Origin of the sequence: Dyadobacter sp. SG02, from assembly GCF_900109045.1 — a bacterium.
Taxonomy (GTDB): domain Bacteria; phylum Bacteroidota; class Bacteroidia; order Cytophagales; family Spirosomataceae; genus Dyadobacter.
The window spans coordinates 413,706-437,250 of sequence record NZ_FNYL01000003.1; the positions used below are offsets into that span (position 1 = coordinate 413,706).

The window sequence follows — 23,545 nt, forward strand, 5'->3', positions numbered from 1 at the left end:
CAACTATAACACAAAAAGACGCATGAAAACCAACATCGGAATATCTGACGAGCATACCCAGGCAGTAGCCTACCAGTTGAACAAGTTGCTCGCCAACGAGTTTGTACTTTATACCAAAACCCGCAACTACCACTGGAATATCGGTGGAATGAATTTCTTCGAACTGCATAAGCTGTTTGAAGGACAATACGAGCAATTGCAGGTGATCCTCGACGATATCGCAGAGCGCATCCGCGCCATCGGACACTATTCGGAAGCCCGGTTGTCAGATATCCTCAAACTCACAGACCTGCTCGAACAGGAATATACCACCGACCCCAAATCGCAGCTCCAAAACCTGCTCGACGACCACGAAACGATTATTCGCCTGCTTCGTCCGTTGGTGACTGAATTTGCAGATACTTACAAAGATCTGGGATCAAGCGACTACGTGACCGGCCTGCTGAGAGAGCACGAGAAAATGGCCTGGATGCTCCGGGCATTCCTGAAATAGGGGAGTGTAACGAATATAAAAAAGCCGGTCGGATCGTAAGGTCCGCCGGCTTTCGTGTGTACAGGTCGATATTTTTACTTGTGATTCAGCAACATTTCAGTTTTGATCTTTTCGATTTCTTCCTGCTGCGCTTTTGATTTAAAATAGAAATATAAACCGGCGATCAGGAAGATTTTCGACAGGATGAATACGGCGATGAATGCGGGGCGCCACAATTTATGCACCTTCATGTGCGTGTCGTTCACCTCCACGTCGAGGTATTGTTTCGCATCCGCTGGTTCTCCCACGTCGTAGCTGCTCCGGCCTTTTTTCTCGCGGATACTACGAAGCAATATGATTTCCCTTACCGCCTCGGGAGGAGGCACCGAACCCTCCGCAAAATAGCGTTTGATATCGTCTTCGAGATCATTGACATATACGGACATTTCACTGTCCGACAGCATCATTTCCGCAACGAGCTCCTGCTCTTCTTCGCTGGCAAGCCCCATTAAATGTGATTCGAGAATACCGCTCTCGATAAATTCCTGTTTGCTCAATGTGTGTAAGATTTATGCGTTGCGATATGATTTGAAAAACTCGTGAAACGAACGGAGCACTTCTGTTTTGGAAATGTTCAGTTTGCCTGCTACCTCTTCCGGTGTAAAGCCCTGGCGGAATGCCAGATCGAAAATGCTTTGCGGAGTTGCGTCTCCCTGCGCATATTCGGCTCCTGCCGGGGCGAGGGCGGTTAGTTTGCGCTTGGCTTCCACCGCTTTGGCACGCGCCAGCTTAATCACGCACGCGGCAAAGGTAAAAGGGTAACTGTTACAGGACTGCAATTGCGGAGAAGAAAATACGCTTACCAGGACTTCCTGTGCCAGATGCACCTGGGGCAAAATTTGTAATATAATGCCATATGCCATGGCGCCGTACTGATCATACACTTCGAGGGAAGTGAGCGTTTTTGGCTTCGAAAGCGCATGACCGTCGAATCCATTGCCAGCTCGTTCTAATTCATTCATATACGCAATTAATTGATCGGATATTGGTCGGGTAAATCGGGGACTTGGATTATTGTATTGAATTTAAGGAAGTTTTGGGCAAATAGTGTGAGGCGTTGCGGGTAAATTTAATAGAATGCTCCATAAAATAGTCAGTTGTTTGTAAAAAGTTTGCATTAAAGTTGTCAAACTATTTCAATTGACATAATCATTTTTACTTCTGTATTTCATTTTCAGGAAGGTTTTCTGATGGTTAACTTTACGGGATGAAAGAAAAATTAGCAGTCATTTTCGATATGGACGGTGTGATTGTCCATACCAATCCTTACCATTCCCGCGCCTTCCGCGAATTTTTTTCAAAACGAAACCTTTCTCCTACCGAAGAGGAATTTGCCCAACACATGTATGGCAAAAGCAATAGCTATATTCTAAGCCATTTTCTGCAACGGGTGATCGAAGGGGAGGAATTGTTGCAAATGGAAGAGGAGAAAGAAGGGCTTTTTCGTGAACTGTATGCGCCTTATGTCGACCCTATCAAAGGCATTGTCGATTTTATGCACGATTTGAAGGCTAATGGGGCCGTACTTGGCGTGGCTACCTCTGCACCGCGGGCGAATCTCGATCTGATTCTCGGCAAGGTGCCCATTCAGGAAATGCTGGGTTCGATTCTGGCCAGCGAAGACGTGAAAAAGCATAAGCCAGATCCCGAAGTTTACCTTAGCTCGGCGAAAAATCTGGGTGTCGGACCTGGCCAGTGCGTAGTATTCGAAGATTCATTCTCGGGCGTCTCGGCCGCGCTCAATGCGGGTATGCGTGTGGTAGGCGTGCTTAGCTCGCATACGCGTGAGGAATTGCCGCCTTGCAATCTTTATATAAACGATTACAGCGACCTCTCCTACGAAAAGATCGCTGCGCTCTTTTAAATGCAGGATTCCGAAATGTTATAAAGTAACCGGGTCGCTGACCTTCACGTCGAAAGCGCCGGTCAGCACTTTTTCGTTTCTTTTAATTTGAAGGAAAATACGGTATTGTCCGCCTTTCGGGAATGCATAGGGGAATGAAATGCGTGTGCCGTGTTCCATGCCGGTCATACCGCCTTCGGCGACATTGTACATGCCCATTTCTTTCATGAGGAATATCTCGCGATCTACGGTCGGCATGGCTTTGAGATTGGCTAAATGCCGGTCGATGCTGTCTCGGAAAACGCCCGGTTTGGGCCATTTGGCCACATGTGCCGTATCCGAAATGCGGCTTTCGAAAGATTGCTCGGCGGCCATCGAGTAGGAGCCGCTCGGGTGCAGGTGAATGTACACCGAACCGTCGGAGCGCATAATCACCGCATGGCCGAGCATTCCCAGATAAGGTTCCGGGAAGCACGGGCTGTTGTCCGGATTGAATATTTCAAAATTGAGCTGATAAGGCTTCCCGGCTTCGAGTGCCTTGTCCGGCTTGCCTTCCCAAATGGCGTAGGAGCCGTCCTTGAAAACCGTTTTAGTACCCGGTTTCCCACAAATGACCACATTTTCACCCATTGGAACCTTGCCCGGGGTATCGAGCGGGTCAGTAATAATGTAGGTATCGTCTTCGGATAATGCTTTTGTAATACGCGTTGCCGGTTTTGCAGGAATCACCAGCGTGTCGACGATCGTTTCCGCAAAGCCGGTGTATTGTACAATATCCGAATAAACGAGGTACTTCCCTGCCGGAAGATCGGGCAATGCGGCTTCGAATGTGAGGCTATCCTTGCGGTCGGGGTGGACGTGCGCAAATGCGTCGAGCCCCGGCGTGCGGACGAGGAATGTATGCATGATCTTCCCATGATCGGGGATCAATGTGCTGAGCATACTTCCTTTCATCCGGTGATCCCAAGTGGTAGTGTCTATTTTTAATTGAAAAACCCGTTGGGAATCCGCTTCGATGACGGCGGTTTTGGCTTTTAAAGGTTTATACAACCACTGTTTATATTCAGCAGCCCAGCTATCCCACCAGCTGCTTCCGCCATAGAGAATCAGCGAGCATACTACGGTAGCGATACCCATATTGATCCAGCGCTTCTTTTTCTGTGCCGCGGTGAGGTTTTGGCCGGGTTTCAAAAGACCGTCGCTCACACTCGCACCGATGGTTGTGATCATGAGCAGGAAAAGCAGCAACCCGAGAATGCTGAGGGTAATGCCCAGTCCTTTCGGCATCTCGCGCTCGGCGGTTGATACCGCTACAATGGGGACGATCAATTCTGCGTCGCCCTGCATGCCCTGGATGCTGATCTGCGCGCTGGACGAGCCCGGTTCCATCAGCCAAACGGCTCCCTGAAACTGCCCTTTCTGCCCGGGAACCGGCGCCAGCGGATCGGAAGTAGGCGCGCCTTTGTCACCCGAGTAAAAGTAAATCGGCCGTACCGACACTTTTCGAGCCTCGCCGTATTCAATAAAAACAGAAACCTGGGCCGTTCCCGGAATTACGTCGGGAGGGGTAACGCTCACGAGCACCTTGTACGCGCCCGCCTGCGCCTGCATTTGCACGCCCGCGCTGCCCACGTGCGCATACGAGGTAGCGCTGAGCAACATTAATAGAATGAGGGAAATATATCTTTTCATCGTTGAATTTTGTGCATCCAGTTACCCCACGCCAGTCCGATGCGGGTTGAGATTAATGTTGATACCAATGCAATGCCCAGGCCTTTGAGCAATTCGGGCAACTCTTCCACCATCCACGGCCCGAATTTGTAGCGGTATTCCCAGTCGGGGTCGTTCCCGAAATACCAGTAGTGGCTTCCGAAGAACCAGTTTCGTGCATAGGGTGATTCCATCAGAAATCCGCCGAAAAACCATTGCACGACAAAGAATACAACCAGAAATGCGGTGCCGAGCAGTAATGCGAGCTTCCAGTCGTTCCAATGCGCGAAGCGGTAACGCAGGATATCGATCACAATCGCCGGGGCGATGAGCAGAAGCGGGAAATGAAAACCCTGGTAATGGGTAATGTGGTTCAGGATAGGCCCGAGTTTGGGTTCCGCCGGAAAAAGCGGGATGATCCACAGCGTGCCGAGCATTAATGCGGTGTAAACCCCCGCGACGGCGGTAACCGCCCATTTGTGCGAAACGGCCTTCCCAACGGCTATCAGCAGCAGCGGAAACGCAGCGCCCGCAAATATGTAGTAGCTCGACCGGTGCACACGCATTCTGCCCAGTTCCTCGGAAATTAATGTAAACCAAATAGTTAAAAGAAAACCGGCCGATAATGCGAACAGCCAGAAAAGTGTTTTATCCAAAGCCTTGGCCCTTTCTTCTCCGAAACTGCCCCAAAGTTTCATCTGGTTTTTTACGGCAATCACGCTGATCATCGCGCCAAACTGGATGCCGATAATGCCGAGTATCAATACGGTATGCGGCGGGGAGAGGATCGTAACGTCCAATCCGTAGGTATTGTGCCACCAGTCGTCGAAAGGCGCAGAAGTGAGCATGGATAGCGCCCCCCAGACGCAGAATAGCGAGCCTAGCGAACTGTAAAAGAAGCCCCAGATTTTGACGCTGGCGGCTTTTTCAATGTCATTTCCCCAGAATGTCTTTCTCAAAATCTCATAACCCGAAAACAGTCCGGCCACGACGGCGCCAAGGTAAATGACTAAATGCGGTGGTGACAACAGCCCGTCGCGGCCGATGCTCATGTGCCAGCAAATATCCCAGATAAGCCCGGTGATCACGCAAAACGATGCGAAAACGGTTGCGTAAATGTAAACGGGGATGCCCGGACTGGCCTGCATGGTGAATGTCCGGTCGCCGGATATCGGCGGAGGAGCGATGGTGTCTTCCATAATGCGGAGAGGAAATTGAGTTATGACTGCAAATTTCGAAAAGGACAACCAGATTCCGCGCTACCCCTATGGCTATTGTGTATTTTGATCAGGCGAAGTTCGTGAACGGTCGGTTCGCTCAGAAAGGCCGCATGGCTTTCACGAAACGACCTTTAAAATAGGTCGAAAACAAATTGTCCTCGCGTACGCCGCGGGAGGTGGAAGCGTGGATGAATATGATCTCGTCGCGCCCGCGAACGTCGGTAACGATGCCTGCATGCGACACGTAGCCTTCCTTACCGGCTTCGGGTACGAAAAACAACCAGTCGCCGGGCTTGATATCGGCGACGCTGCCCACTTCCTGCCCGAATTCGGATTGCTGCCATGAAATGCGGGGCACTTTCACGCCCATTTCGGAATAGACCTGGCAAATGAGGCCGGAACAGTCGATGCCGCCTTTGTCGTTGCCGCCTGAGCGGTACGGCGTGCCGGTGTAGGTTCGGGCGATTTGAACTACCTCGGGTACATTTGCCGTATTGGCTTCGCCGGGGCGTGAGTAAGTGGTGGTGCTTCGTGCGGGCGCGGGTTTGCGGTCAGACGGTTTGCGTGCAGGGGCTTTCGCTACGGGCTTCCGCGCAGGCGGCCTCCGGCTGGGCGAGGTGCGGCCTCTTGTGGCTGTACGCGACGAGGTATTTCTTTCCGGTGTTGTACGGAACACTTCGCATGAGAATAGTAACGTAGAGATCAGGAGCGTGAAAATCGTGCAGGAAAGGGATTGGGAAAGGTACTTCTTCATGCGTAAGCGGAATTGGCCTGATTACTTTTTCAAACAACTTACTATTTTAACTGCAATCGGGCCTGAAAAATTGTGACAAATATTGTGAGGCCCCGGCTTTGTAAGTAGCTTTGTCCCTGACGTTCATTCCTTTTAAATTAGCATTTGATCCCTGATGAAAATTATTTGTGTAGGCCGGAATTACGCAGAGCATATCGCCGAATTGAACAACCAGACACCCGATTCCCCTGTTATATTCCTGAAACCTGAAACCGCACAGATCCGCCTCGGAGATGATTTTTATTACCCCGATTTCTCCAAAGACGTTCATTACGAAGTAGAACTCGTAGTGAAGATCGATAAGGTGGGAAAGAATATCGAGGAAAAATTCGCGCACAAATATTATAGTGAAATAGGGATCGGAATCGATTTCACGGCCCGTGATCTGCAATCGGAGCTGAAAGCGAAAGGGCTTCCCTGGGAGCTCGCGAAGGCATTCAACGGTTCGGCGCCGGTTTCGGAATTTGTGCCGGTTGCGGATTTTGCGGATGTTCAGGATATTAATTTTAGTCTGGACGTCAATGGCGAGACGCGGCAGAACGGGAACTCGTCGCTGATGATCTACCGCATCGACTACCTGATCTCCTTTGTTTCCAAATATTTTATGCTCAAAAAAGGCGACCTCATCTTCACGGGAACGCCTAAGGGCGTGGGTCCGGTGAAAATCGGCGACAAGCTGACGGCCTCGATCGAAGGCAAGAAGATGCTCGAACTGTTCGTTAAGTAAACCGTACTCTTCATATCACCCCGTCGGTGTGCCGACAATTCATACACTTTTTCATGCGTCATTATTTTCGGGCATTTGTCCGTTCCGGGCTGTTTGTATTGGGTTTGGCAGGTGTTGTACAGGAATCTTTCGCCCAAAAACAATCGTATCCAAAAGGTTACTATCAGTTTCCGATCCGTCCGGGTTTGCCCAATTCGCTGGCGGGCGGGCTGGGCGATTTGCGCAGCAACCACTTTCACGCGGGCCTGGACATCCGTACCCAGCAGCGCGAGGGCCTGCCTGTGTACGCAGCGGCGGAAGGTTACGTGTACAAAGTGGCTGTTCAGCGCACGGGTTACGGTAATGTGATCTATTTGCGGCACCCGAACGGGCAAACCACGGTGTATGGCCATTTGCTCAAATTCGGCGATCCGTTAGCGACCTGGGTGCGGCAGGAGCAATATAAAAAGCAGACATTCGAGATCGACCTTTTTCCCGAGTCGGGCCAGTTTCCATTCAAAAAGGGCGAGGTAATCGCATTGTCGGGTAACACAGGCGGTTCGGCCGGGCCGCATTTGCATTTCGAAGTGCGGGATTCGAAGGATAATTACCTTAACCCGTTGTATTTCGGCTTTGACGAAATCAAGGATGTTACGCCTCCGAAATTCGTTAATCTCGCCATCAGGCCGATGGACATTAACGGCAGGGTGAACGGGCAGTTCGATCGTCGGGTTTACACACCGGTAAAACTAAAAGATGGTTCCTGGCGTTTGTCCGAGCCGGTTTCGGCAACAGGCATTGTCGGCCTGGATCTCATAGCATTTGACCAGATGACAGGCACCGGCTTCCGTTATGGTTTGCAATGCATTGAAATTAAAATGGACGGGCAGGAAGTATTTTCCTACAATATTGAAGTGTTTCCAAATGCCTCTACCCGTGACTACAACAACCTCATCGACTATGAAACCGAGCAGGCGACCGGTCAGCGTTTCCTGAAATGCTATGTTCCGGACGGGAATCAATTCAATTTATACAAAACCAATGCGATTAATGGCAAACTGAATATTGCTGACACATTGAGCCACGAGGTGAAAGTCCGCATTTCGGATTCCTATGAAAACTTCTCCGAGCTGATATTCACGGTCAAAGGCGAGCCACAGAACCCGCCGTTGCCGGTTTACAATACCGAAGTAAATCCGGAATATGTGCAAACTGAAATCAGGGAGAACACATTGGTCGTGAAAGCGAAATACTACCGGAGCCAGGAGCCTTTCGCAACATTCTATATTAAAGGAAAAGAGGAGAAGAAAGTCCCTAACCTGTACGCAGGCGAATCGGCGGTTTTCCTGACTGATTTGCGGAAAGAAATGCCGGATTCCGTGAAAGTGGGTACGACGACGGTGAAGACATTTCTGCGCAGTGAGGTACTGCCGGGGATCGCGTCGTCATTCAAAGAGCCAAAATGGTCGGTGGATTTTGATAATACCAGCTTGTTTGATACGCTCTTTTTAATGGGCCAGCGTAATTTCAATGCATTGACTATCAACAATCGGGGCACTGCATTGAACGACTACATTCATGTGACATTCACGCCCGAAAAAGTGCCGGAAGACAAGTCGCATACTTACATGTACCGTTACCTGAACGGCGACTATCGTTTTCTGGGCGGTAAATGGGATGGTGACCTGATCCGTTTCGATACGCGCGAGCTGGGTACGTTCGTGATCCAGCAAGATACCGTGCCGCCGCGCGTGCGGCTGGTCGAGCATAGCAAGAAGAGCATCCGGGGCTATATCGGCGATGGCTTGTCGGGGATAGCCAATTTTAAAGCACTCGTAAACGGGGAGTGGGTGCTACTGAATTATGACTTTAAAAAGGGCTATATCTGGTCGGAAAAACTTGATGAAAACCAGGTTTTTGATGGCGAACTCGAGTTGGAGGTAACAGATAGGGCGGGAAATAGTACTATCTTGCGAACAGAATTGGTAGACCTGGTTGTTAAACCTAAAAAAACCAGAAAACGCAGGAGATAGATTATGGGACTACAAGTGGGTGACCCCGCACCAAAATTTTCAGTAAAAGACCAGGATGGAAACGAAGTAAAACTGTCGGATTTGAAAGGAGAAAAAGTCGTTTTGTACTTTTATCCCAAAGATAATACGCCTACCTGTACCAATCAGGCCTGCAATATCCGGGACAACTACGGAGCGCTCCTGAAAAAGGGTTATAAAGTGTTCGGAGTGAGCCCCGACAGCGAAAAATCGCATCAGAGATTTATCAAAAAACATGGCCTCCCATTCCCCCTTCTGGCTGATACGGAGCACAAAATGATTGAGGCTTACGGCGTTTGGGGAGAAAAAACAACTTTTGGACGGACCTACATGGGTGTACTCCGCACAACTTTCGTCATCAACAAAAAAGGGATCATTGAGGAGATCATTTCCAAAGTGGAATCGTCGAAACACACTGATCAAATTCTTGGAAAAACTGAATAATAATCAGTCATTTTAACATTCCGAATAGCAGGACATTTACGCCGCCTAAATCGTTCTGAGCTTCGGATAAACCGATTAAGGACAGTCCAATAGAAAATAAATAAAAATGGAAATTGAACAATTAGAAAAAGTAGCATCCCAGGTTCGCAGGGACATCGTACGAATGGTACATGGTTGTCAGTCGGGTCACCCTGGCGGGTCGCTGGGTTGCACCGAATTGTTGGTAGCATTGTACTTTGAGCGCATGAAGCTTAAAGAGAATGACGGCAAGGTCGTATTCGATATGAATGGCAAGGACGAAGACCTTTTCTTCCTTTCGAACGGTCATATTTCCCCGGTTTGGTACAGCGTATTGGCACGCAAGGGCTATTTTCCTGTATCTGAGCTGGCTACTTTCCGCAAGCTGAATTCACGTCTGCAAGGGCATCCCACCACGCACGAGCACCTCGAAGGTATCCGCATCGCGTCAGGCTCACTGGGCCAGGGATTGTCGGTAGCATTGGGCGCGGCAACGGCTAAGAAACTGAACAATGACAAAGGAACGGTATATGTACTGATGGGCGACGGCGAGCAGCAGGAAGGCCAGGTTTGGGAAGCCGCTACTTTCGCACCGCACCACCAGGTGGATAACCTGATTGCATTTATTGACCTTAACGGCCAGCAAATCGATGGCCCGACTGTCAAGGTAATGAACAACCGCGACCTGGGTGCCAAATATGAAGCATTCGGATGGGAAGTAATCTCTATCGAAGAAGGAAACGACATGGCGGCAGTGCTGAAAGGCCTGTATGAAGCGAAAGGCCGTCTGGGACATGGCAGACCGATCATGGTATTGCTCCACACCGGCATGGGCTACGGCGTCGACTTCATGATGGGCAGCCACAAATGGCACGGTGTAGCGCCAAACGACGAGCAATTGGCGGCGGCACTGGCTCAGCTTGACGAAACTTTGGGAGATTATTAATATCCGGACCAGCGCAGTAATGCGCGGTTTCATAAACAGACATATTCAAAATGAAAAAATACACCTTCACTGAGAAGAAAGATACGCGTTCGGGCTTCGGTGCCGGAATGCACGTGCTGGGTCAACAAAATCCCAACGTCGTAGCGCTTTGCGCCGACCTCGTTGGTTCTTTGAAACTCGAACCGTTCATCAAAGAGAACCCTGAGCGTTTTATCCAATGCGGTATTTCCGAGGCTAATATGATCGGTGTTTCGGCCGGTTTGACCATCGGAGGTAAAATTCCTTTCGCTACTACTTTCGCGAACTTCGCAACTGGCCGTGTTTACGATCAGATCCGTCAGAGCGTAGCATATTCTAACAAAAACGTGAAAATCTGTGCTTCACACGCAGGTCTTACATTGGGAGAGGACGGTGCTACCCATCAGATCCTGGAAGATATCGGTATGATGAAAATGCTTCCGGGCATGACGGTTATCAACCCTTGCGATTACAACCAAACCAAGGCTGCCACCATCGCCATTGCTGATTACGATGGACCGGTTTACCTGCGTTTCGGTCGTCCGGTGATTCCTATTTTCACCGATCCGGATCAGAAGTTTGAAATTGGAAAAGCATGGATGGTCAACGAAGGTACGGACGTAAGTATCATCGCTACCGGTCACATGGTATGGGAAGCGATCCAGGCAGGCGAAATCCTCGAAGCGGAGGGTATCAATGCCGAGATCATCAATATCCACACCATTAAGCCACTCGACGAGGAAGCGATCCTGAAATCTGTTGAAAAAACAGGTTGCGTGGTAACAGCCGAAGAGCACAACCGCATTGGTGGCCTAGGCGACAGCGTTGCGCAGGTTTTGGTTAAAAACAAGCTAGTTCCGCAGGAATATGTGGCAGTGAACGACAGCTTCGGAGAAAGCGGCACGCCTGCACAGCTCCTTGAAAAATACGGTCTGGATGCGAAGCATATCGTAGAAGCCGCAAAACGCGCCATCGCAAGAAAATAATCTTGCCCATCCCCTTACCGTCGACTTAAGTCGACGGAATTGGACTAAGGAGCGTCTTGCGTACCAGATTTTTTCCCTACCGCCGACTTGAGTCGACGGAATTGGACCCAGCCTTTTGCAAAACCTGTTTTTTGCTCGGGCTGGGCTCTTTTTATTTGCCCTGAACCAAAAAATAAACTATTATTGACCGCCGTTGACTTCCGGCTCTGGTACAATTATTGGTCACGCGGATTTCCCTTTAAAAAACGATCGGGTTAATACTGATTAAATGTCCGACGAAGAATTATTATCCCTTTTTGAAAATCCCGAAACGCGGAGGAACGCTTTCAATCAGCTGGTGCGGAAGTACCAGCAAAAAGTATATTGGCTGGTGCGCAAGATGGTGGTCGATCATGATGATGCCAACGACATTACCCAGGACGTATTTATCAAAGCATGGAGCGCGCTGGAAAACTTCCGTGGCGATGCCAAGTTTTATACCTGGCTTTACCGCATTGCCAGCAATGAGGCCATCAATTTTCTCAATAAAAAGCGACGGAAATATTTCATACCGATCTACGACGTCGAGAATGAACTGAGTGAAAAACTGGAAGCCGACCCCGACGTAAGCGGCGACGCGATCCAGCTGAAATTGCAGAAGGCATTATTAAAATTACCAGAAAAGCAGCGTTTGGTATTTAACCTGAAATATTTTGAAGATTTACCCTACGAAGAGATTTCAGAGATCACCGGAACGTCGGTAGGGGCGCTAAAAGCCTCATATCATTGGGCTTCTAAAAAAATTGAGGATTTTTTGAACAATACGGATTAAACTATTTGCATTCACATTGGTCAAACCTTTACAAGACAGGAAATATAAATAATCATGGACAAAAAACGTATACGGCTGGATGATCTGAAAAGGGAGACGCCCTTTTCCGTGCCGGAAGGTTATTTTGACAAGCTGCCGCAAATGATCCAGTCCCGGATCCCCGCGGAGCCCGTCCGTAAACCCCTCGTAAGTTGGTCGTGGCAACGTTCCGTTGGCCTGGCCGCAGCATCGGCGCTGATTCTCGTGCTGGTGTGGGTAACGGTACCGGAGCGCCAGGGATCGCTGGGGCAGGAGCCTCTGAGCGGCATCAGTAATGCCTCTATCATCAGCTACCTGGAAGACCAGGACATCAGTTATTACGATTTAAGCGAACACAAGGTGGTTCAGAAGGCATTCGAATCCGATTCGACGGTGCTGAATTACCTGGACGGCCTGGAAGACGATATTCTTCGCCAGCAGTTGGAGGAGGTTATGGTTGCCCCGGAGAAGATTTGACCCTAACGAACAATCGAAATGAACTTACAAATTGAATTTAAACGGTATCGGAACACTTTTGCTCTTTTGCTCCTATTCATTGGCGCCGTGTCCACAACGGCTAATGCTCAACGACGTTCCGAAGAAGAAATAAAAAAGATCCAGGATGCCAAGGTGGCGATTATTACCAACCGCCTTAACCTGACGCCCGAGCAATCCACCGGCTTCTGGCCGATGTACAACGAGTATTCTCAGAAAAGAAGGGAAATACACCGGGCTCAGCGGAAGATCATCAACGACAAAAAAGCAGAAGGTCAGAACGACGAGGCGGTGCTGAACAACCTGAAAGAGGTTCAGGAACTTCGCCAGAAAGAACTCGATCTTGAAAAGGAATATCAGAACAAGTTTTTGAAAGTGATCACGGCCAGTCAGGTGATCGAATTGTACAAGGCCGAACGTACATTTAATGACATGTTGATTCAGCGATTGAAACAAAAGAATTGAGTTAACCTGCTTGTCGACTTATTACAAAAGCAAAAGGCCCGCTTTCCATATTGGAGGCGGGCCTTCACTTTATAGAAGGTTAATGCTAATGAGCTCCCACGGCTTCCACTTCGCCCACACCCCGCGTTTCGAGGGTGATATTGCGCAGTGGTGCCTGGTGTTTTTTGAAATCCTGGATGATTTCGAGGACATCGTAATCGATATTCATCGACTTGGAACCGTCGATCACCACGGTAGCGCCGTCGGGCAGATTATCCAGCGTTGCGCTGATGCTTCCCTTGTTCAGGAATGTAACTTCCTCCGAAAGCAGGAGCGTGATAACCTCGCCGTCGCGGTGCTCTTCTTTGATATAATGGTAAGAATGCTTGTGATTCTTTTTCAGGATAAAATAGATCGCGACCACCATTCCAATACCGATACCTTTAAGCAAATCGGTACTCAGGATCGCGATAATCGTCACTACAAACGGAATGAATTGTTCGAGACCCAGCTTGTACATGCCCTTAAACAGCTCTAATTTAGCCAGTTTGTAACCCACCATCAACAAGATGGCCGCCAGTGATGCGAGCGGGATATAGTTGAGGTATCTGGCAATAAATACAGCCGAAATAAGGAGGATTGTACCGTGAATGACGGTGCTCAGCCTCGTCCTTCCTCCGGAATCGATGTTGGCGGAACTGCGGACGATCACCTGTGTCACGGGCAAACCGCCGATCAGACCGGATATCATATTACCCGTGCCCTGTGCGATCAATTCGCGATTGGTGGGCGTAGTGCGCTTGAATGGGTCGAGACGGTCCGTTGCTTCCACCGAAAGCAGTGTTTCAAGACTGGCAACGATAGCCAACGTTAAGGCTACCGTGTACACCTCTGGCTTACTGAATGCGGAGAAATCAGGTGTTTTGAAAAAACTGAAAAACTCCTTTGCGCTTGAAGCAACCGGAAGTTGCACCATATGCTCACCACTCAATACCCATTGCGGGGCTACCGAACCAAACACGAGGTTCAGAATAACACCGGTTAACACGACAAACAACGCACCGGGAATGTACCGGAACAGCTGTATTTTCTTCATGAACGGCTTATCGAACAGGATCAGCATCGCGAGCGAGATTGCCGAAATGATAATGGCACCGGTGCTGTTATACCTGAATGAATAATATACCTCCGTGAACGTATTCCGGCCATCTTTCTGGGCGAAAGCTTCATCACCCATGAAATCGGCGTCATAGCCGAATGCGTGTGGTATTTCCTTTAAAATCAGGGTAATACCAATGGCTGCCAGCATTCCCTTGATTACCGAGGACGGGAAATAATAACCGATAATACCGGCTTTGAGAAGGCCTGCGATGATCTGCAAAGCCCCCGCAAGCACCACTGCCAGCAAAAACGCCTCGAAGCTGCCCAGGGTATCGAGCGCATTGAGTACAATCACAACCAGACCCGCTGCCGGACCTGCCACACCCAGGGAGGAGCCGCTCAGCGAGCCTACTACGATTCCGCCTACGATACCGGCAATAACACCCGAAAAAAGAAGATCGGAGCGCCCGGTCGAGGCTAGCGCGATACCGAGACATAACGGCAGCGCTACCAGGGATACGACAAGCCCGGCAGGTAAATCGTATTTGATATTGGCGAACAAACTTTTATTATTCAATGACATACGATTGATTCAATAAGGATCAAAAATTGGACTACTCAGAATGCAGAACCGCTGATTATACTAGGTGCGGTATGTCAAGACGGTATACGTCGTCGGCGAAGTTGCTGGCGTCGATCGTCACGTCCATATCCTTCAGGATACCGTTGCCGATATCGTAAACGACGCCGTGAACTTGCAGCCTCTTGCCGTTTGCCCATGCGGTTTGTACGATGGTCGTTTTGGCAAGGTCGCGCACTTGCTCCTGAACGTTGATTTCGACGAAACGGTCAGCTCTCGCTTTGGGGTCTTCAATCTCGTTCAGTTCCTGTGCGTGCAGGCGGTAAACGTCTTTGATGTGGCGTAACCAGTTATCGATCAGTCCTACCTGCTTGTTGCCCATGGCCGTGATCACTCCACCGCATCCGTAATGTCCGCACACGAGGATATGTTCCACGCCGAGTACATTCACGGAGTAGTCGAGTACGCTCAGCATACTGATATCCGTGTGGATCACCATGTTAGCAATGTTACGGTGCACGAAAATGTCACCTGGCTCAGTGCCGGTAAGCTGATTGGCAGGCACGCGGCTGTCGGAGCAGCCGATCCACAGGAATTTCGGTGACTGTCCTTTCGCCAGGTTTGAGAAGAATTCGGGGTTATCCTTGGTTGTTTCTTCCGCCCACTTTTTATTGTTTTCAAATAACTGATTATAAGCCCTTATCATGATTTCTTGATTAAAAATTAGGATGAAAAACAGAGGGACACACGCGTAGGGACACGGAAATACCGCGTCGCGTTACGACGGCATCGGACTCGAAAGAGTCTGGATCAAAGAAATCAGATGAGCTCCGGAGGTGGAGATAGCAGGTTGCGGTAGATTTCGTTATCGAAATTCGCAGTGTAGAAGAATGAGCTTTTGACCGGTATCAGTGTTACAAAATGGTCAAAATTTACGCTATGTGAAATGAGTAGCTGGTCGTCGTTAAGTTTTTCGACCTCTGTTTTTTCCTCGTTGTCACAGGTGCCTGAATCACAAACCACAGATGCCTTTTCCTTGGCCAGCAGCAAGCTGGCAACATCTGTGGCTTTACAGATGAGGAAGGCCGTAAGTAGTATGAGGCAAAGTGTTCTGAACACGGAAAAACAGTTTTTTAAGAACTAAGGTAACACGCAATGTGTCTAAAACGTTCGGAAGGTCACATTTTAGTGTGGCTCCGAAATGGATTTTCTATTACGCATTCAAGCAAAACAAATAAAAAAGGGTCGTATCAACAACCCTTACTTATTCGTTTTCCATTGCTTTTCATTGTTCTCCAACCAACGCCCAACCAGGAACGCGGAGCTCAGAAGAACCACATAAAAAGCAATCATAATAATGGTCATTGTCATAGTTGTACTCGATTATAATGCAACGTAAGATGGGCAAAAATAGCTAAAAAATGCCACATCGGCTCGCTGTTAACGAAAAATTAAAGCACTTCTTTGGTCGATGGCATGAAATCCAGCGCTTTAAGGTCGCGTTTCACAGCCATTTTGATCGCTTTTGCAAATGCTTTGAAAATCGATTCGATCTTGTGGTGCTCGTTGTCGCCTTCTACTTTGATATTCAGGTTTGAAAGCGAAGTGTCTGAGAATGACTTGAAAAAGTGAAAAAACATTTCGGTTGGCATTTCGCCGATCTTTTCCCTCTTAAATTCCGCATCCCAAACAATCCACGGGCGTCCCGAAAAATCGATCGCTACTTGTGCTAATGCTTCGTCCATAGGCAGCAGGAAGCCGTAACGGCTGATGCCACGTTTGTCGCCGATCGCCTGGCGGTAGGCTTCGCCTAATGCAAGAGCGGTATCTTCGATGGTATGATGCTCGTCGATATGCAAATCTCCTTCGACGTGGATCGACAAATCGGCGCCTGAATGGCGGGCGAGCTGGTCGAGCATGTGGTCGAAGAAGCCGAGACCGGTGTGAATGTCCGAACGACCGCTGCCATCGAGGTTCAGTTCGACTTTAATCTGTGTTTCTTTCGTATTTCTTTCCACAAATGCTTTGCGGGAAGGTAGTTTCAAATGCTCGTAAATCGCGTCCCAGTCACTGGTAACCAATGCAGTGGATTGGTTCATCTGGTCGGTAATGCCTTCTTCGGGCAGCTCCGGGCGGAAAAGGATGGCTTTTGCGCCCAGGTTTACGGCCAGTTGCACATCAGTAAGACGATCGCCGATGACGTAGCTGTTTGCCAGATCATATTCGTGTGAAAAATAAGCGGTAAGCATTCCGATCCCCGGTTTGCGGGTAGGAAGGTTGTCTTCGGGAAAGCTGCGGTCGATATGCACGTCGGCGAAATGAATGTCTTCGCCTTCGAGGGTTTTGACCATCTTGTTCTGAGCGGGCCAGAAAGTGTCTTCCGGAAAGGAGTTTGTACCGAGGCCGTCCTGGTTGGTGACCATGACCAGTTCATAATCGGTTTCCTCCGCGATTTTGCGCAATGCGGAAATGGCTTTGGGCAGGAATTCGAGCTTTTCCAGGGAATCTACCTGAAAATCGGTAGGGGGCTCAACGATGATCGTACCGTCGCGATCGATAAATAGGACTTTTTTCATTAACGCAATGCTTATTTTCCCGCAAAGTTCGCAAAGAATGCCTAATTGAAAAGCAGTTGGACGTGAATAATGCCGGATCGGGGAATTTTGTGCGATAGAAGAGCGGTTAGGAAATTGTAACTTTGCATTATAATCCGATATTAAAATGTTTACAGGAATCGTAGAATCAACCGCGGAAGTGGTGAATGTCGAAACGGAAGGCACCAACAAGACCTTTACATTTAAATCCGGCATCGCCAACGAGTTTAAAATAGATCAGAGCGTGAGCCATAATGGGGTTTGTCTCACGGTAGTGGCGACGGAAGGTGATCAATACAAAGTGACAGCCATCGAAGAAACGTTGCTGAAAACCAACCTGGGCGACCTCGCGCCGGGTAGCAAAGTAAATCTCGAACGCTGCATGCCCGCAAATGGCCGTTTCGACGGGCATATTGTGCAGGGACATGTAGACCAGACAGCCACGTGTACGCAGGTGCAGGAGCGGGACGGAAGCTGGCTGTTCGATTTTGAATACGATGCCTCAAAGGGTAATATTACCGTGGAGAAAGGGTCAATATGCATTAATGGGGTGAGCCTGACGGTTTTCAACTCCGGTGAAAATACATTCCGGGTGGCCATTATCCCTTATACCTATAACTTTACCAATTTCCATTCGTTAAATGCCGGGGATACGGTAAACCTGGAATTTGATATTCTGGGTAAATACATCAAGAGAATTCTCGGTTCGTATGCGGTTTAGCATATTTGCATCTTGGAATATTACGTTTATTTTTACCCGTTTATAATCCCAAAGCGCATCAAATACATTCATGGCCAAAATAAGTACACAGTCCAGAACTGATCTTTTCATACACATCGGAATCATTGTCTCGCTGCTTTTGGTCCTTTTTCTGGGGTTTTTCTTCGTTTACCTTCCTTTTACAACCAATCATGGTGAGGCGATTACCGTGCCCGACCTGAAAAAGAAGAATGTAGAGGACTTGGAAGACTTCCTGGGTGACCGCGACCTGCGTTACGAGGTCGACTGTACCTTTGTGACCAATGTGCCGGCATTAACCATTATTTCCCAATATCCGCTGCCTGGTTCGAAGGTGAAGGAAGGGCGGAAGATCTATGTCACGGTGGTGTCGCGCACCGCGCCGCTGATCAAAATGCCGAAACTGACGGATATGACGCACCGCAGCGCGCAAATGTTGCTGAAAAGTGTGGGATTGGAAGAAGGAAATATCTCTTACGTTCCCGATATGGCCCAGAATGCCGTTTTGAGGCAACTATATAACGGTAAGGAAATTCTGCCGGGCCAGCCAATTGCAAAAGGAACAAAAATCGATCTGGAATTGGGCGAAGGGTTAGGTACGGCACAGTTTGAAGCGCCGTCGGCCATCGGCATGCCTTTGGATGAAGCGAAAATTGCGATTGTGGGAGCGGGGCTGAAAGTTGGTCAGGTAATGGAAGTGCCGGCCGAAGAAGGCCAGGCGCCGGGCTCGATTGTGCGGCAAAACCCCGACGCGGGCAATAAGGTAAGAATAGGGGACGTAATCGACTTGTGGGTGACACCGCAGGCACCTGAATCGACGGATAATGAGAATCAACCGGAGCAGTAGAAAATTCTTCACACACAGGATTTTTATTTGGGTTTGTGTGCTGACTATGGTACAAAGTCAGGTTGCGCGTGCGCAATTGCGTATTGTGCCGATTGATCAGGCGAGGTACCAGAATAGGGACAAGGAATCGGAATCGGGTAACCTCCGTACACAGGCTTCGCTGAACCTGCCCTTTTTCGACGATTTTTCTACGACTAAAACGCTCGCACCTGGCAGCAAATACTGGCTGCCGGGAAGTGGGGTTTATATTAATAATACACTTACTACATCCCACCCGTCGGTCAATGTGGCGACATTCGATGGTTTGAATGCCAATGGCGTTCCCTATAATCTCGTGAACCCATTGACACAAGGCTATACTGATACACTCACTTCCCAGCCCGTCAACTTGAATGGTAAGGTAGCGGCAGATTCCGTTTACCTCAGTTTTTATTGGGCTGCGAAAGGCCTGGGCGAATTGCCCGATTCCAGCGATTACCTGCAATTGGAATTTTATAGCAAAACACAGGGATGGGTGCCGGTATGGAAGCAGCTGGGCTACGAGGTGGATACGCTGTTTCACCAGCAATTTGTTTCCATTAAAGATGCCAATTACCTGCACGACGCATTCCAGTTCCGGTTCAGGGCCTATGGCCGGAGTTCAGGCCCTTACGACACCTGGCATTTGGATTATGTGTATTTAAACACCAAAAGATCGGTCAAGCAGCCCTATTTGTTCGATGTGGCGATGCGGAAGCCTGTTTCCAACATCCTCAAAAAATATACTGCAATGCCGCTCCGCCAGTACCGCGTGAACCCGGCAGCGGTGACTGCGGACTCTGTCAGCACCGATATTGTCAATCATTTCAATAACTTCAACGTTCTCACGAGCACCTACACGCTCACGGACGCGCAACGCGGGACGGAGTTTGCACGCGTTGTGCAACGTTCGATCGTTGTCCCGGCATTGAAATCGCAGGCATTGGCAGCGAAAATCGCACCTATTAATGCAGCCGCACAGCTTGACAGCTTGCATTTAATCAGCAAGTTCTTCGTAGCCACTACGGATACCATCCCCGGCGCTAGCCTCAAAACAAACGATACCATCACGGCAAGGGCCGCATTGACAGACTACTTCGCCTATGACGACGGAAGTGCCGAATATGGTGTGCAGGTAAACCAGAAGCTGGGGCGCGTGGCCGTGCAATACGTGCTCGCGAAGGCCGATACGATCGGCGGCGTGCGGATGTCGATGGTTTCTTTTAACAAAGATATTTCGGGGCAGGGTTTTACCATCCAGATTTACGGGAGCAAAGGTGGCAAGCCCGATCAGGTGATCGCCCAACGGTCGGTAGCGGTGCGTTACCCGGCCGTGCGTGATGGTTTTATCGATTATGCATTCGCAACGCCCATTGCCGTGCCCGATACTTTCTATGTAGGTTGGTTGCAGATCAACGATCAGCCCGTAACCGTTGGTTTCGACCGCAATTCGCTTTTGGGCAGAAATGCGGTGTATTATAACCTCGGGACCGAGTGGGCGAAGGAAACATCGCTGAAAGGCTCGATCATGATCCGTCCGTATCTGGGCAAAAAGGCGCAGGGTATCATCACGGGGAATGAACCGGCGGACCAGGTAAATGCCATTTTTTATCCTAATCCGGCCAGGGGTGAAGTGCGGTGGAACAACAAATCGCTCAAAAAGATCGAAGTTTACAACACCGGCGGTAACCTCGTACATGCGCTGGCGCCCGTGCGCGACCAGCAATCCGCGCCGGTCGGGCATTTAAGTCCAGGCATTTATATTTTTAAAGCCACCGATGGGAAACGTTCTTTTGTACAAAAAATGTTAATCTCTCAATAGACCCAGTCGTCACAAATTTTTGAAATATGGATATTACCGTTGAAGAATTGAAAGAGCGTCTTGAAAAGGGCGAAGATTTGCACTTTTACGACGTTCGCGAAGAACATGAATACGAAGAGGACAACCTCGGCGCAATATTGATCCCACTCGGAGAGCTTCCCGACCACCTGGATGAGCTGGAACCTTTGAAGGATGAAGAAATCATCATTCATTGCCGTTCAGGTGCGCGTAGCGGCAAAGCTGCCCGCTATCTCGAATCGCAGGGCTTCTCGAATGTACGTAATGTGCTTGGAGGCATTCTTGCCTACCGCGAGCTCGAAGACTAAGGGACGTTATTTGACGGGGCCAGGGCGCCGTCAAATTTTTTTAATGCTATCCCGCCTGCTCCCGTACATATTCCAGAATGCGGCCATATTCGTCGGGGTGGAACCATTCAAAGTTCCCCTGATGCCTGAACCACGTAAGCTGCCGCTTGGCATAGCGCCGTGAATTCTGTTTTAAAAGCCGCACCATTTCTGCTTCGTCGTAATCACCGTCCAGGAAGCTGTAAACTTCGCGATAACCCACTGTTTTAAGCGCATGGTGCTCTCTGTATGCGATCACGCTTTTCGCTTCTTCTACCAGCCCTTCTTGTAGCATAACGTCCATCCGCTGATCTATTCGTTGATAAAGCTCGGCGCGGTCGCGATCCAAGGCGATGTTAATGGGCTGAAATGGCCTGCTACGCTTACTATTTAACTTAAATTGGCTGATAGGTGTACCGGAGGTATGAAACACTTCCAGTGCGCGCACGACGCGCTGCGGGTTAGCTATTTCGGGCGTAGCTGCAAACTCGGGATCGATGCGCCGTATTTCGTCTTGAAGAGGCGGAAGCCCGTCGTCGTTTAGTTTCTGCATAAGCGATTCACGCAATCCGGGAAGAGGAGCGGGGAGATCGTCGAGCCCTTCCAATACGGCTTTGACATAAAAGCCGGAACCGCCTGTCATCACTACAATATCATGCTCCTGAAAAAGTGCTTCGAGAAGGGCTAACGCGTCGCGCTCGAAGTCGCCGGCGCTGTATACTTCCGTAATGGAATGGGAGTTTACGAAATGGTGCTTCGCCTGCATGAGTTCTTCCGGCGTCGGTTTCGCTGTGCCTATGCTCAGTTCCCGAAAGAACTGGCGTGAATCGGCGGAGATGATTTCAGTGCCGAGATCTTGGGCGAGCCTGATCGCCAATGCGGTTTTTCCTACTGCGGTGGGGCCTGCTACGGTTACCAGATATTTCTGCGGGCTATTTGGCATTGTGCCGTTTTTATTTGAATTTTAATCAGTACAAAAATAGAGATATGGATTCCACAACACTATTTTTTTTGATCATTACCCTTATTGCCGGTGGCCTGGCCGGTGCTGCGCTCAATACCTGGTTGCAGAGCAGGAAGTCAAAGAAATATGTGTCGACGCGGGAGGCTTCCGTATTGATCGAACGGATTGAGAAAGTATTTAAAGTGGTAATGGCCGAAGGCTATTTTACCGAAATATATAATTACCAGAATGACAAGAATATCTGGAACCTGATCAATGATAAAAAGAAAGCGCTGATCATCGCCAAGGCCAAAGTCCTGGTGGGTTACGATTTTACCAAAATGAAATTCCATCGCCCCGATGGCGAGCGTAAGTTGGTCATTGATTTTTTTCCTGCCCCTGAAATCCTGTCGATCGACACGGATTATAAGTTTTACGACATCGAACAAGGCTGGTTAAACCGCTTTCACAGCGACGATTATACGGCAATCCTGAATGAGGCCAAGCAAACGATGAACGACAAGGCTATGGAGAGTGATTTGCCGCGTATTGCGGGTAATCAGGTGCAACTGATGATCTTTCAACTGGCCGCTTCCATGAACTGGTCGATAGAGATGAAGCTGCCGGATGGTAATGTGGCCATGTTGCGCGAATTTTCGCATTACCGTACAGTGGAAGCACAAATCGATTCTTTGGATACCCAACAGGAATAGTTAATTTTTTTATATAATTTATGCGTTAAAGGCCTTTGTCCTCGTCAGAACAGGATTTGGCTGCGTATTGACTCGTACAGTTTCATATTAATCACTTTCTAAACTTTAACAGTTATGTTCAAAAAATTATTACTATTTGCCTCCGTGGTGTTGATGATTGCTATGATAAGTTGTAAAGGGGACGACGGAGCTGTCGGGCCTGCCGGACCTGCCGGAGCTCAGGGCCCTGCCGGTCCTGCGGGACCCGCTGGTCAGGATGGTGAAGACGGGACGGGTGGTGGCTCAGGCTCTATCATCGCGTTCATGGGCGAATTGGAAACTGATACCGCTGGTAATGCAATTGTTGGAGATACTGCATTTTTTGCTGACTTCACAGCGGAGCAAATTGCCAGTGTTGAAAAGGGTGCTTTCCAGGTTTTCATCAAAGATGATGGCGCATATTTCCCGCTGCCGGGTTTTGTTTTATTTGCGGATGAGGCAATCAGCTACGGCTACTACTATGTTGTCGATGGTCTGGGCTTATACTTTCCAATTTTCAGAACTTCCCAGGCTACAAAAAAGAAGCGTACGTTTGAAGAGATCAGAATACTCGTAATTCCGGCTGCTAATTTGCGACTTAATCCAAATGTGAACTGGAACAATTATGACGAGGCTGTTGCAGCTTTGGGGCTGACTGAGGCGAATGTGAAGAAAGTGAAGAGCTCGAAGATTCTTAAAAAATTCCAGAAAAAGTAACAAACACTTTGATACTAAAAAGGGCTGGCAGATCAATTGATCTGCCAGCCCTTTTTACTTAATGTCGGAGTTTC

General features: G+C 49.1%; 26 protein-coding genes. 16 read left to right on the forward strand and 10 right to left on the reverse strand.

The window, feature by feature from the left end:
- The first annotated feature begins 22 nt into the window (after window positions 1-22).
- On the forward strand, window positions 23-493 hold the full coding sequence (locus BMW93_RS08795; RefSeq protein ID WP_090374843.1) for a Dps family protein: 471 nt from the start codon (window positions 23-25) through the stop codon (window positions 491-493).
- A 74-nt stretch (window positions 494-567) separates the two neighbouring features.
- Here BMW93_RS08795 and BMW93_RS08800 read toward each other — a convergent pair whose 3' ends face one another.
- Window positions 568-1,029, reverse strand: a complete 462-nt coding sequence (locus tag BMW93_RS08800; RefSeq protein WP_090374844.1) for a hypothetical protein — start codon at window positions 1,027-1,029, stop codon at window positions 568-570.
- A gap of 12 nt (window positions 1,030-1,041) precedes the next feature.
- Entirely contained in the window at window positions 1,042-1,494 is a 453-nt protein-coding gene (locus BMW93_RS08805; protein WP_090374845.1) for a hypothetical protein, read from the reverse strand.
- A 245-nt stretch (window positions 1,495-1,739) separates the two neighbouring features.
- On the opposite strand from BMW93_RS08805, the gene BMW93_RS08810 reads away from it, so the two are divergent.
- Window positions 1,740-2,396, forward strand: a complete 657-nt coding sequence (locus tag BMW93_RS08810; RefSeq protein ID WP_090374846.1) for an HAD family phosphatase — start codon at window positions 1,740-1,742, stop codon at window positions 2,394-2,396.
- Between the two features lie 18 nt (window positions 2,397-2,414).
- Here the strand turns inward: BMW93_RS08810 and BMW93_RS08815 are convergent, their stop codons facing one another.
- The 3 genes from BMW93_RS08815 to BMW93_RS35390 all read right to left on the reverse strand — a co-directional run bounded on the left by BMW93_RS08815 (window position 2,415) and on the right by BMW93_RS35390 (window position 6,059).
- On the reverse strand, window positions 2,415-4,067 hold the full coding sequence (locus tag BMW93_RS08815) for a hypothetical protein (RefSeq protein ID WP_090374847.1): 1,653 nt from the start codon (window positions 4,065-4,067) through the stop codon (window positions 2,415-2,417).
- The gene (locus tag BMW93_RS08820) at window positions 4,064-5,284 is read right to left on the reverse strand and encodes a hypothetical protein (protein WP_177194047.1); all 1,221 of its coding nucleotides are present in this window, start codon (window positions 5,282-5,284) and stop codon (window positions 4,064-4,066) included. The genes BMW93_RS08815 and BMW93_RS08820 overlap by 4 nt, the downstream gene beginning before the upstream one ends.
- Before the next feature lie 118 nt (window positions 5,285-5,402).
- On the reverse strand, window positions 5,403-6,059 hold the full coding sequence (locus BMW93_RS35390; protein ID WP_177194048.1) for a C40 family peptidase: 657 nt from the start codon (window positions 6,057-6,059) through the stop codon (window positions 5,403-5,405).
- A 154-nt stretch (window positions 6,060-6,213) separates the two neighbouring features.
- On the opposite strand from BMW93_RS35390, the gene BMW93_RS08830 reads away from it, so the two are divergent.
- The 8 genes from BMW93_RS08830 to BMW93_RS08865 all read left to right on the forward strand — a co-directional run bounded on the left by BMW93_RS08830 (window position 6,214) and on the right by BMW93_RS08865 (window position 13,056).
- A complete protein-coding gene (locus tag BMW93_RS08830; protein WP_090374848.1) occupies window positions 6,214-6,825 on the forward strand; it encodes a fumarylacetoacetate hydrolase family protein in 612 nt (203 codons plus the stop codon).
- 53 nt (window positions 6,826-6,878) lie between these two features.
- Entirely contained in the window at window positions 6,879-8,837 is a 1,959-nt protein-coding gene (locus BMW93_RS08835; protein ID WP_090374849.1) for a M23 family metallopeptidase, read from the forward strand.
- A 3-nt stretch (window positions 8,838-8,840) separates the two neighbouring features.
- Window positions 8,841-9,299, forward strand: coding sequence for a thioredoxin-dependent thiol peroxidase (gene bcp, locus BMW93_RS08840; protein WP_090374850.1), 459 nt, complete (start codon window positions 8,841-8,843; stop codon window positions 9,297-9,299).
- A 106-nt stretch (window positions 9,300-9,405) separates the two neighbouring features.
- Entirely contained in the window at window positions 9,406-10,263 is an 858-nt protein-coding gene (locus BMW93_RS08845; protein ID WP_090374851.1) for a transketolase, read from the forward strand.
- Between the two features lie 50 nt (window positions 10,264-10,313).
- Window positions 10,314-11,267: a transketolase family protein gene (locus BMW93_RS08850; protein WP_090374852.1), complete on the forward strand. Its 954-nt coding sequence runs from the start codon at window positions 10,314-10,316 to the stop codon at window positions 11,265-11,267.
- A 268-nt stretch (window positions 11,268-11,535) separates the two neighbouring features.
- Window positions 11,536-12,078: an RNA polymerase sigma factor gene (locus BMW93_RS08855; RefSeq protein ID WP_090374853.1), complete on the forward strand. Its 543-nt coding sequence runs from the start codon at window positions 11,536-11,538 to the stop codon at window positions 12,076-12,078.
- 54 nt (window positions 12,079-12,132) lie between these two features.
- Window positions 12,133-12,573 (forward strand): hypothetical protein, encoded by a 441-nt coding sequence (locus BMW93_RS08860; RefSeq protein ID WP_090374854.1) that lies wholly within the window; start codon window positions 12,133-12,135, stop codon window positions 12,571-12,573.
- A gap of 66 nt (window positions 12,574-12,639) precedes the next feature.
- Entirely contained in the window at window positions 12,640-13,056 is a 417-nt protein-coding gene (locus BMW93_RS08865; RefSeq protein WP_229240284.1) for a hypothetical protein, read from the forward strand.
- An 85-nt stretch (window positions 13,057-13,141) separates the two neighbouring features.
- Here the strand turns inward: BMW93_RS08865 and BMW93_RS08870 are convergent, their stop codons facing one another.
- The 4 genes from BMW93_RS08870 to hisB all read right to left on the reverse strand — a co-directional run bounded on the left by BMW93_RS08870 (window position 13,142) and on the right by hisB (window position 17,292).
- The gene (locus BMW93_RS08870; RefSeq protein ID WP_090374856.1) at window positions 13,142-14,719 is read right to left on the reverse strand and encodes a SulP family inorganic anion transporter; all 1,578 of its coding nucleotides are present in this window, start codon (window positions 14,717-14,719) and stop codon (window positions 13,142-13,144) included.
- A 55-nt stretch (window positions 14,720-14,774) separates the two neighbouring features.
- Window positions 14,775-15,422: a carbonate dehydratase gene (gene can, locus BMW93_RS08875; RefSeq protein ID WP_090374857.1), complete on the reverse strand. Its 648-nt coding sequence runs from the start codon at window positions 15,420-15,422 to the stop codon at window positions 14,775-14,777.
- A gap of 113 nt (window positions 15,423-15,535) precedes the next feature.
- Window positions 15,536-15,835, reverse strand: a complete 300-nt coding sequence (locus tag BMW93_RS08880; protein ID WP_090374858.1) for a hypothetical protein — start codon at window positions 15,833-15,835, stop codon at window positions 15,536-15,538.
- 332 nt (window positions 15,836-16,167) lie between these two features.
- Window positions 16,168-17,292: a bifunctional histidinol-phosphatase/imidazoleglycerol-phosphate dehydratase HisB gene (hisB, locus tag BMW93_RS08885; RefSeq protein WP_090374859.1), complete on the reverse strand. Its 1,125-nt coding sequence runs from the start codon at window positions 17,290-17,292 to the stop codon at window positions 16,168-16,170.
- Between the two features lie 145 nt (window positions 17,293-17,437).
- On the opposite strand from hisB, the gene BMW93_RS08890 reads away from it, so the two are divergent.
- The 4 genes from BMW93_RS08890 to BMW93_RS08905 all read left to right on the forward strand — a co-directional run bounded on the left by BMW93_RS08890 (window position 17,438) and on the right by BMW93_RS08905 (window position 21,062).
- Window positions 17,438-18,031 (forward strand): riboflavin synthase, encoded by a 594-nt coding sequence (locus BMW93_RS08890; RefSeq protein ID WP_090374860.1) that lies wholly within the window; start codon window positions 17,438-17,440, stop codon window positions 18,029-18,031.
- A 70-nt stretch (window positions 18,032-18,101) separates the two neighbouring features.
- A complete protein-coding gene (locus BMW93_RS08895; RefSeq protein WP_090374861.1) occupies window positions 18,102-18,896 on the forward strand; it encodes a PASTA domain-containing protein in 795 nt (264 codons plus the stop codon).
- A 46-nt stretch (window positions 18,897-18,942) separates the two neighbouring features.
- Window positions 18,943-20,736 (forward strand): T9SS type A sorting domain-containing protein, encoded by a 1,794-nt coding sequence (locus BMW93_RS08900; RefSeq protein ID WP_229240286.1) that lies wholly within the window; start codon window positions 18,943-18,945, stop codon window positions 20,734-20,736.
- A 26-nt stretch (window positions 20,737-20,762) separates the two neighbouring features.
- Window positions 20,763-21,062, forward strand: a complete 300-nt coding sequence (locus tag BMW93_RS08905) for a rhodanese-like domain-containing protein (protein ID WP_090374863.1) — start codon at window positions 20,763-20,765, stop codon at window positions 21,060-21,062.
- 46 nt (window positions 21,063-21,108) lie between these two features.
- On the opposite strand, the gene miaA is transcribed toward BMW93_RS08905, so the two are convergent.
- A complete protein-coding gene (gene miaA, locus BMW93_RS08910) occupies window positions 21,109-22,023 on the reverse strand; it encodes a tRNA (adenosine(37)-N6)-dimethylallyltransferase MiaA (protein WP_090374864.1) in 915 nt (304 codons plus the stop codon).
- A 44-nt stretch (window positions 22,024-22,067) separates the two neighbouring features.
- Between miaA and BMW93_RS08915 the strand changes: the two genes are divergently transcribed.
- A complete protein-coding gene (locus BMW93_RS08915; protein ID WP_090374865.1) occupies window positions 22,068-22,736 on the forward strand; it encodes a DUF4230 domain-containing protein in 669 nt (222 codons plus the stop codon).
- A 114-nt stretch (window positions 22,737-22,850) separates the two neighbouring features.
- Window positions 22,851-23,471, forward strand: coding sequence for a hypothetical protein (locus BMW93_RS08920; RefSeq protein ID WP_090374866.1), 621 nt, complete (start codon window positions 22,851-22,853; stop codon window positions 23,469-23,471).
- Window positions 23,472-23,545 lie beyond the last annotated feature (74 nt).

Bases quoted from the DNA above. Each gene is read 5' to 3' on its own strand.
- BMW93_RS08795 (WP_090374843.1), top strand. From the start codon at position 23: ATGAAAACCAACATCGGAATATCTGACGAGCATACCCAGGCAGTAGCC.
- BMW93_RS08815 (WP_090374847.1), bottom strand. From the start codon at position 4,067: ATGAAAAGATATATTTCCCTCATTCTATTAATGTTGCTCAGCGCTACC.
- BMW93_RS08830 (WP_090374848.1), top strand. From the start codon at position 6,214: ATGAAAATTATTTGTGTAGGCCGGAATTACGCAGAGCATATCGCCGAA.
- BMW93_RS08810 (WP_090374846.1), top strand. From the start codon at position 1,740: ATGAAAGAAAAATTAGCAGTCATTTTCGATATGGACGGTGTGATTGTC.
- BMW93_RS08835 (WP_090374849.1), top strand. From the start codon at position 6,879: ATGCGTCATTATTTTCGGGCATTTGTCCGTTCCGGGCTGTTTGTATTG.
- BMW93_RS08900 (WP_229240286.1), top strand. From the start codon at position 18,943: ATGGTACAAAGTCAGGTTGCGCGTGCGCAATTGCGTATTGTGCCGATT.
- BMW93_RS08855 (WP_090374853.1), top strand. From the start codon at position 11,536: ATGTCCGACGAAGAATTATTATCCCTTTTTGAAAATCCCGAAACGCGG.
- BMW93_RS08890 (WP_090374860.1), top strand. From the start codon at position 17,438: ATGTTTACAGGAATCGTAGAATCAACCGCGGAAGTGGTGAATGTCGAA.
- BMW93_RS08850 (WP_090374852.1), top strand. From the start codon at position 10,314: ATGAAAAAATACACCTTCACTGAGAAGAAAGATACGCGTTCGGGCTTC.
- BMW93_RS08870 (WP_090374856.1), bottom strand. From the start codon at position 14,719: ATGTCATTGAATAATAAAAGTTTGTTCGCCAATATCAAATACGATTTA.
- BMW93_RS08860 (WP_090374854.1), top strand. From the start codon at position 12,133: ATGGACAAAAAACGTATACGGCTGGATGATCTGAAAAGGGAGACGCCC.
- BMW93_RS08920 (WP_090374866.1), top strand. From the start codon at position 22,851: ATGTTCAAAAAATTATTACTATTTGCCTCCGTGGTGTTGATGATTGCT.
- BMW93_RS08845 (WP_090374851.1), top strand. From the start codon at position 9,406: ATGGAAATTGAACAATTAGAAAAAGTAGCATCCCAGGTTCGCAGGGAC.
- can (WP_090374857.1), bottom strand. From the start codon at position 15,422: ATGATAAGGGCTTATAATCAGTTATTTGAAAACAATAAAAAGTGGGCG.
- BMW93_RS08905 (WP_090374863.1), top strand. From the start codon at position 20,763: ATGGATATTACCGTTGAAGAATTGAAAGAGCGTCTTGAAAAGGGCGAA.
- bcp (WP_090374850.1), top strand. From the start codon at position 8,841: ATGGGACTACAAGTGGGTGACCCCGCACCAAAATTTTCAGTAAAAGAC.
- BMW93_RS35390 (WP_177194048.1), bottom strand. From the start codon at position 6,059: ATGAAGAAGTACCTTTCCCAATCCCTTTCCTGCACGATTTTCACGCTC.
- BMW93_RS08915 (WP_090374865.1), top strand. From the start codon at position 22,068: ATGGATTCCACAACACTATTTTTTTTGATCATTACCCTTATTGCCGGT.
- BMW93_RS08805 (WP_090374845.1), bottom strand. From the start codon at position 1,494: ATGAATGAATTAGAACGAGCTGGCAATGGATTCGACGGTCATGCGCTT.
- miaA (WP_090374864.1), bottom strand. From the start codon at position 22,023: ATGCCAAATAGCCCGCAGAAATATCTGGTAACCGTAGCAGGCCCCACC.
- BMW93_RS08820 (WP_177194047.1), bottom strand. From the start codon at position 5,284: ATGGAAGACACCATCGCTCCTCCGCCGATATCCGGCGACCGGACATTC.
- hisB (WP_090374859.1), bottom strand. From the start codon at position 17,292: ATGAAAAAAGTCCTATTTATCGATCGCGACGGTACGATCATCGTTGAG.
- BMW93_RS08895 (WP_090374861.1), top strand. From the start codon at position 18,102: ATGGCCAAAATAAGTACACAGTCCAGAACTGATCTTTTCATACACATC.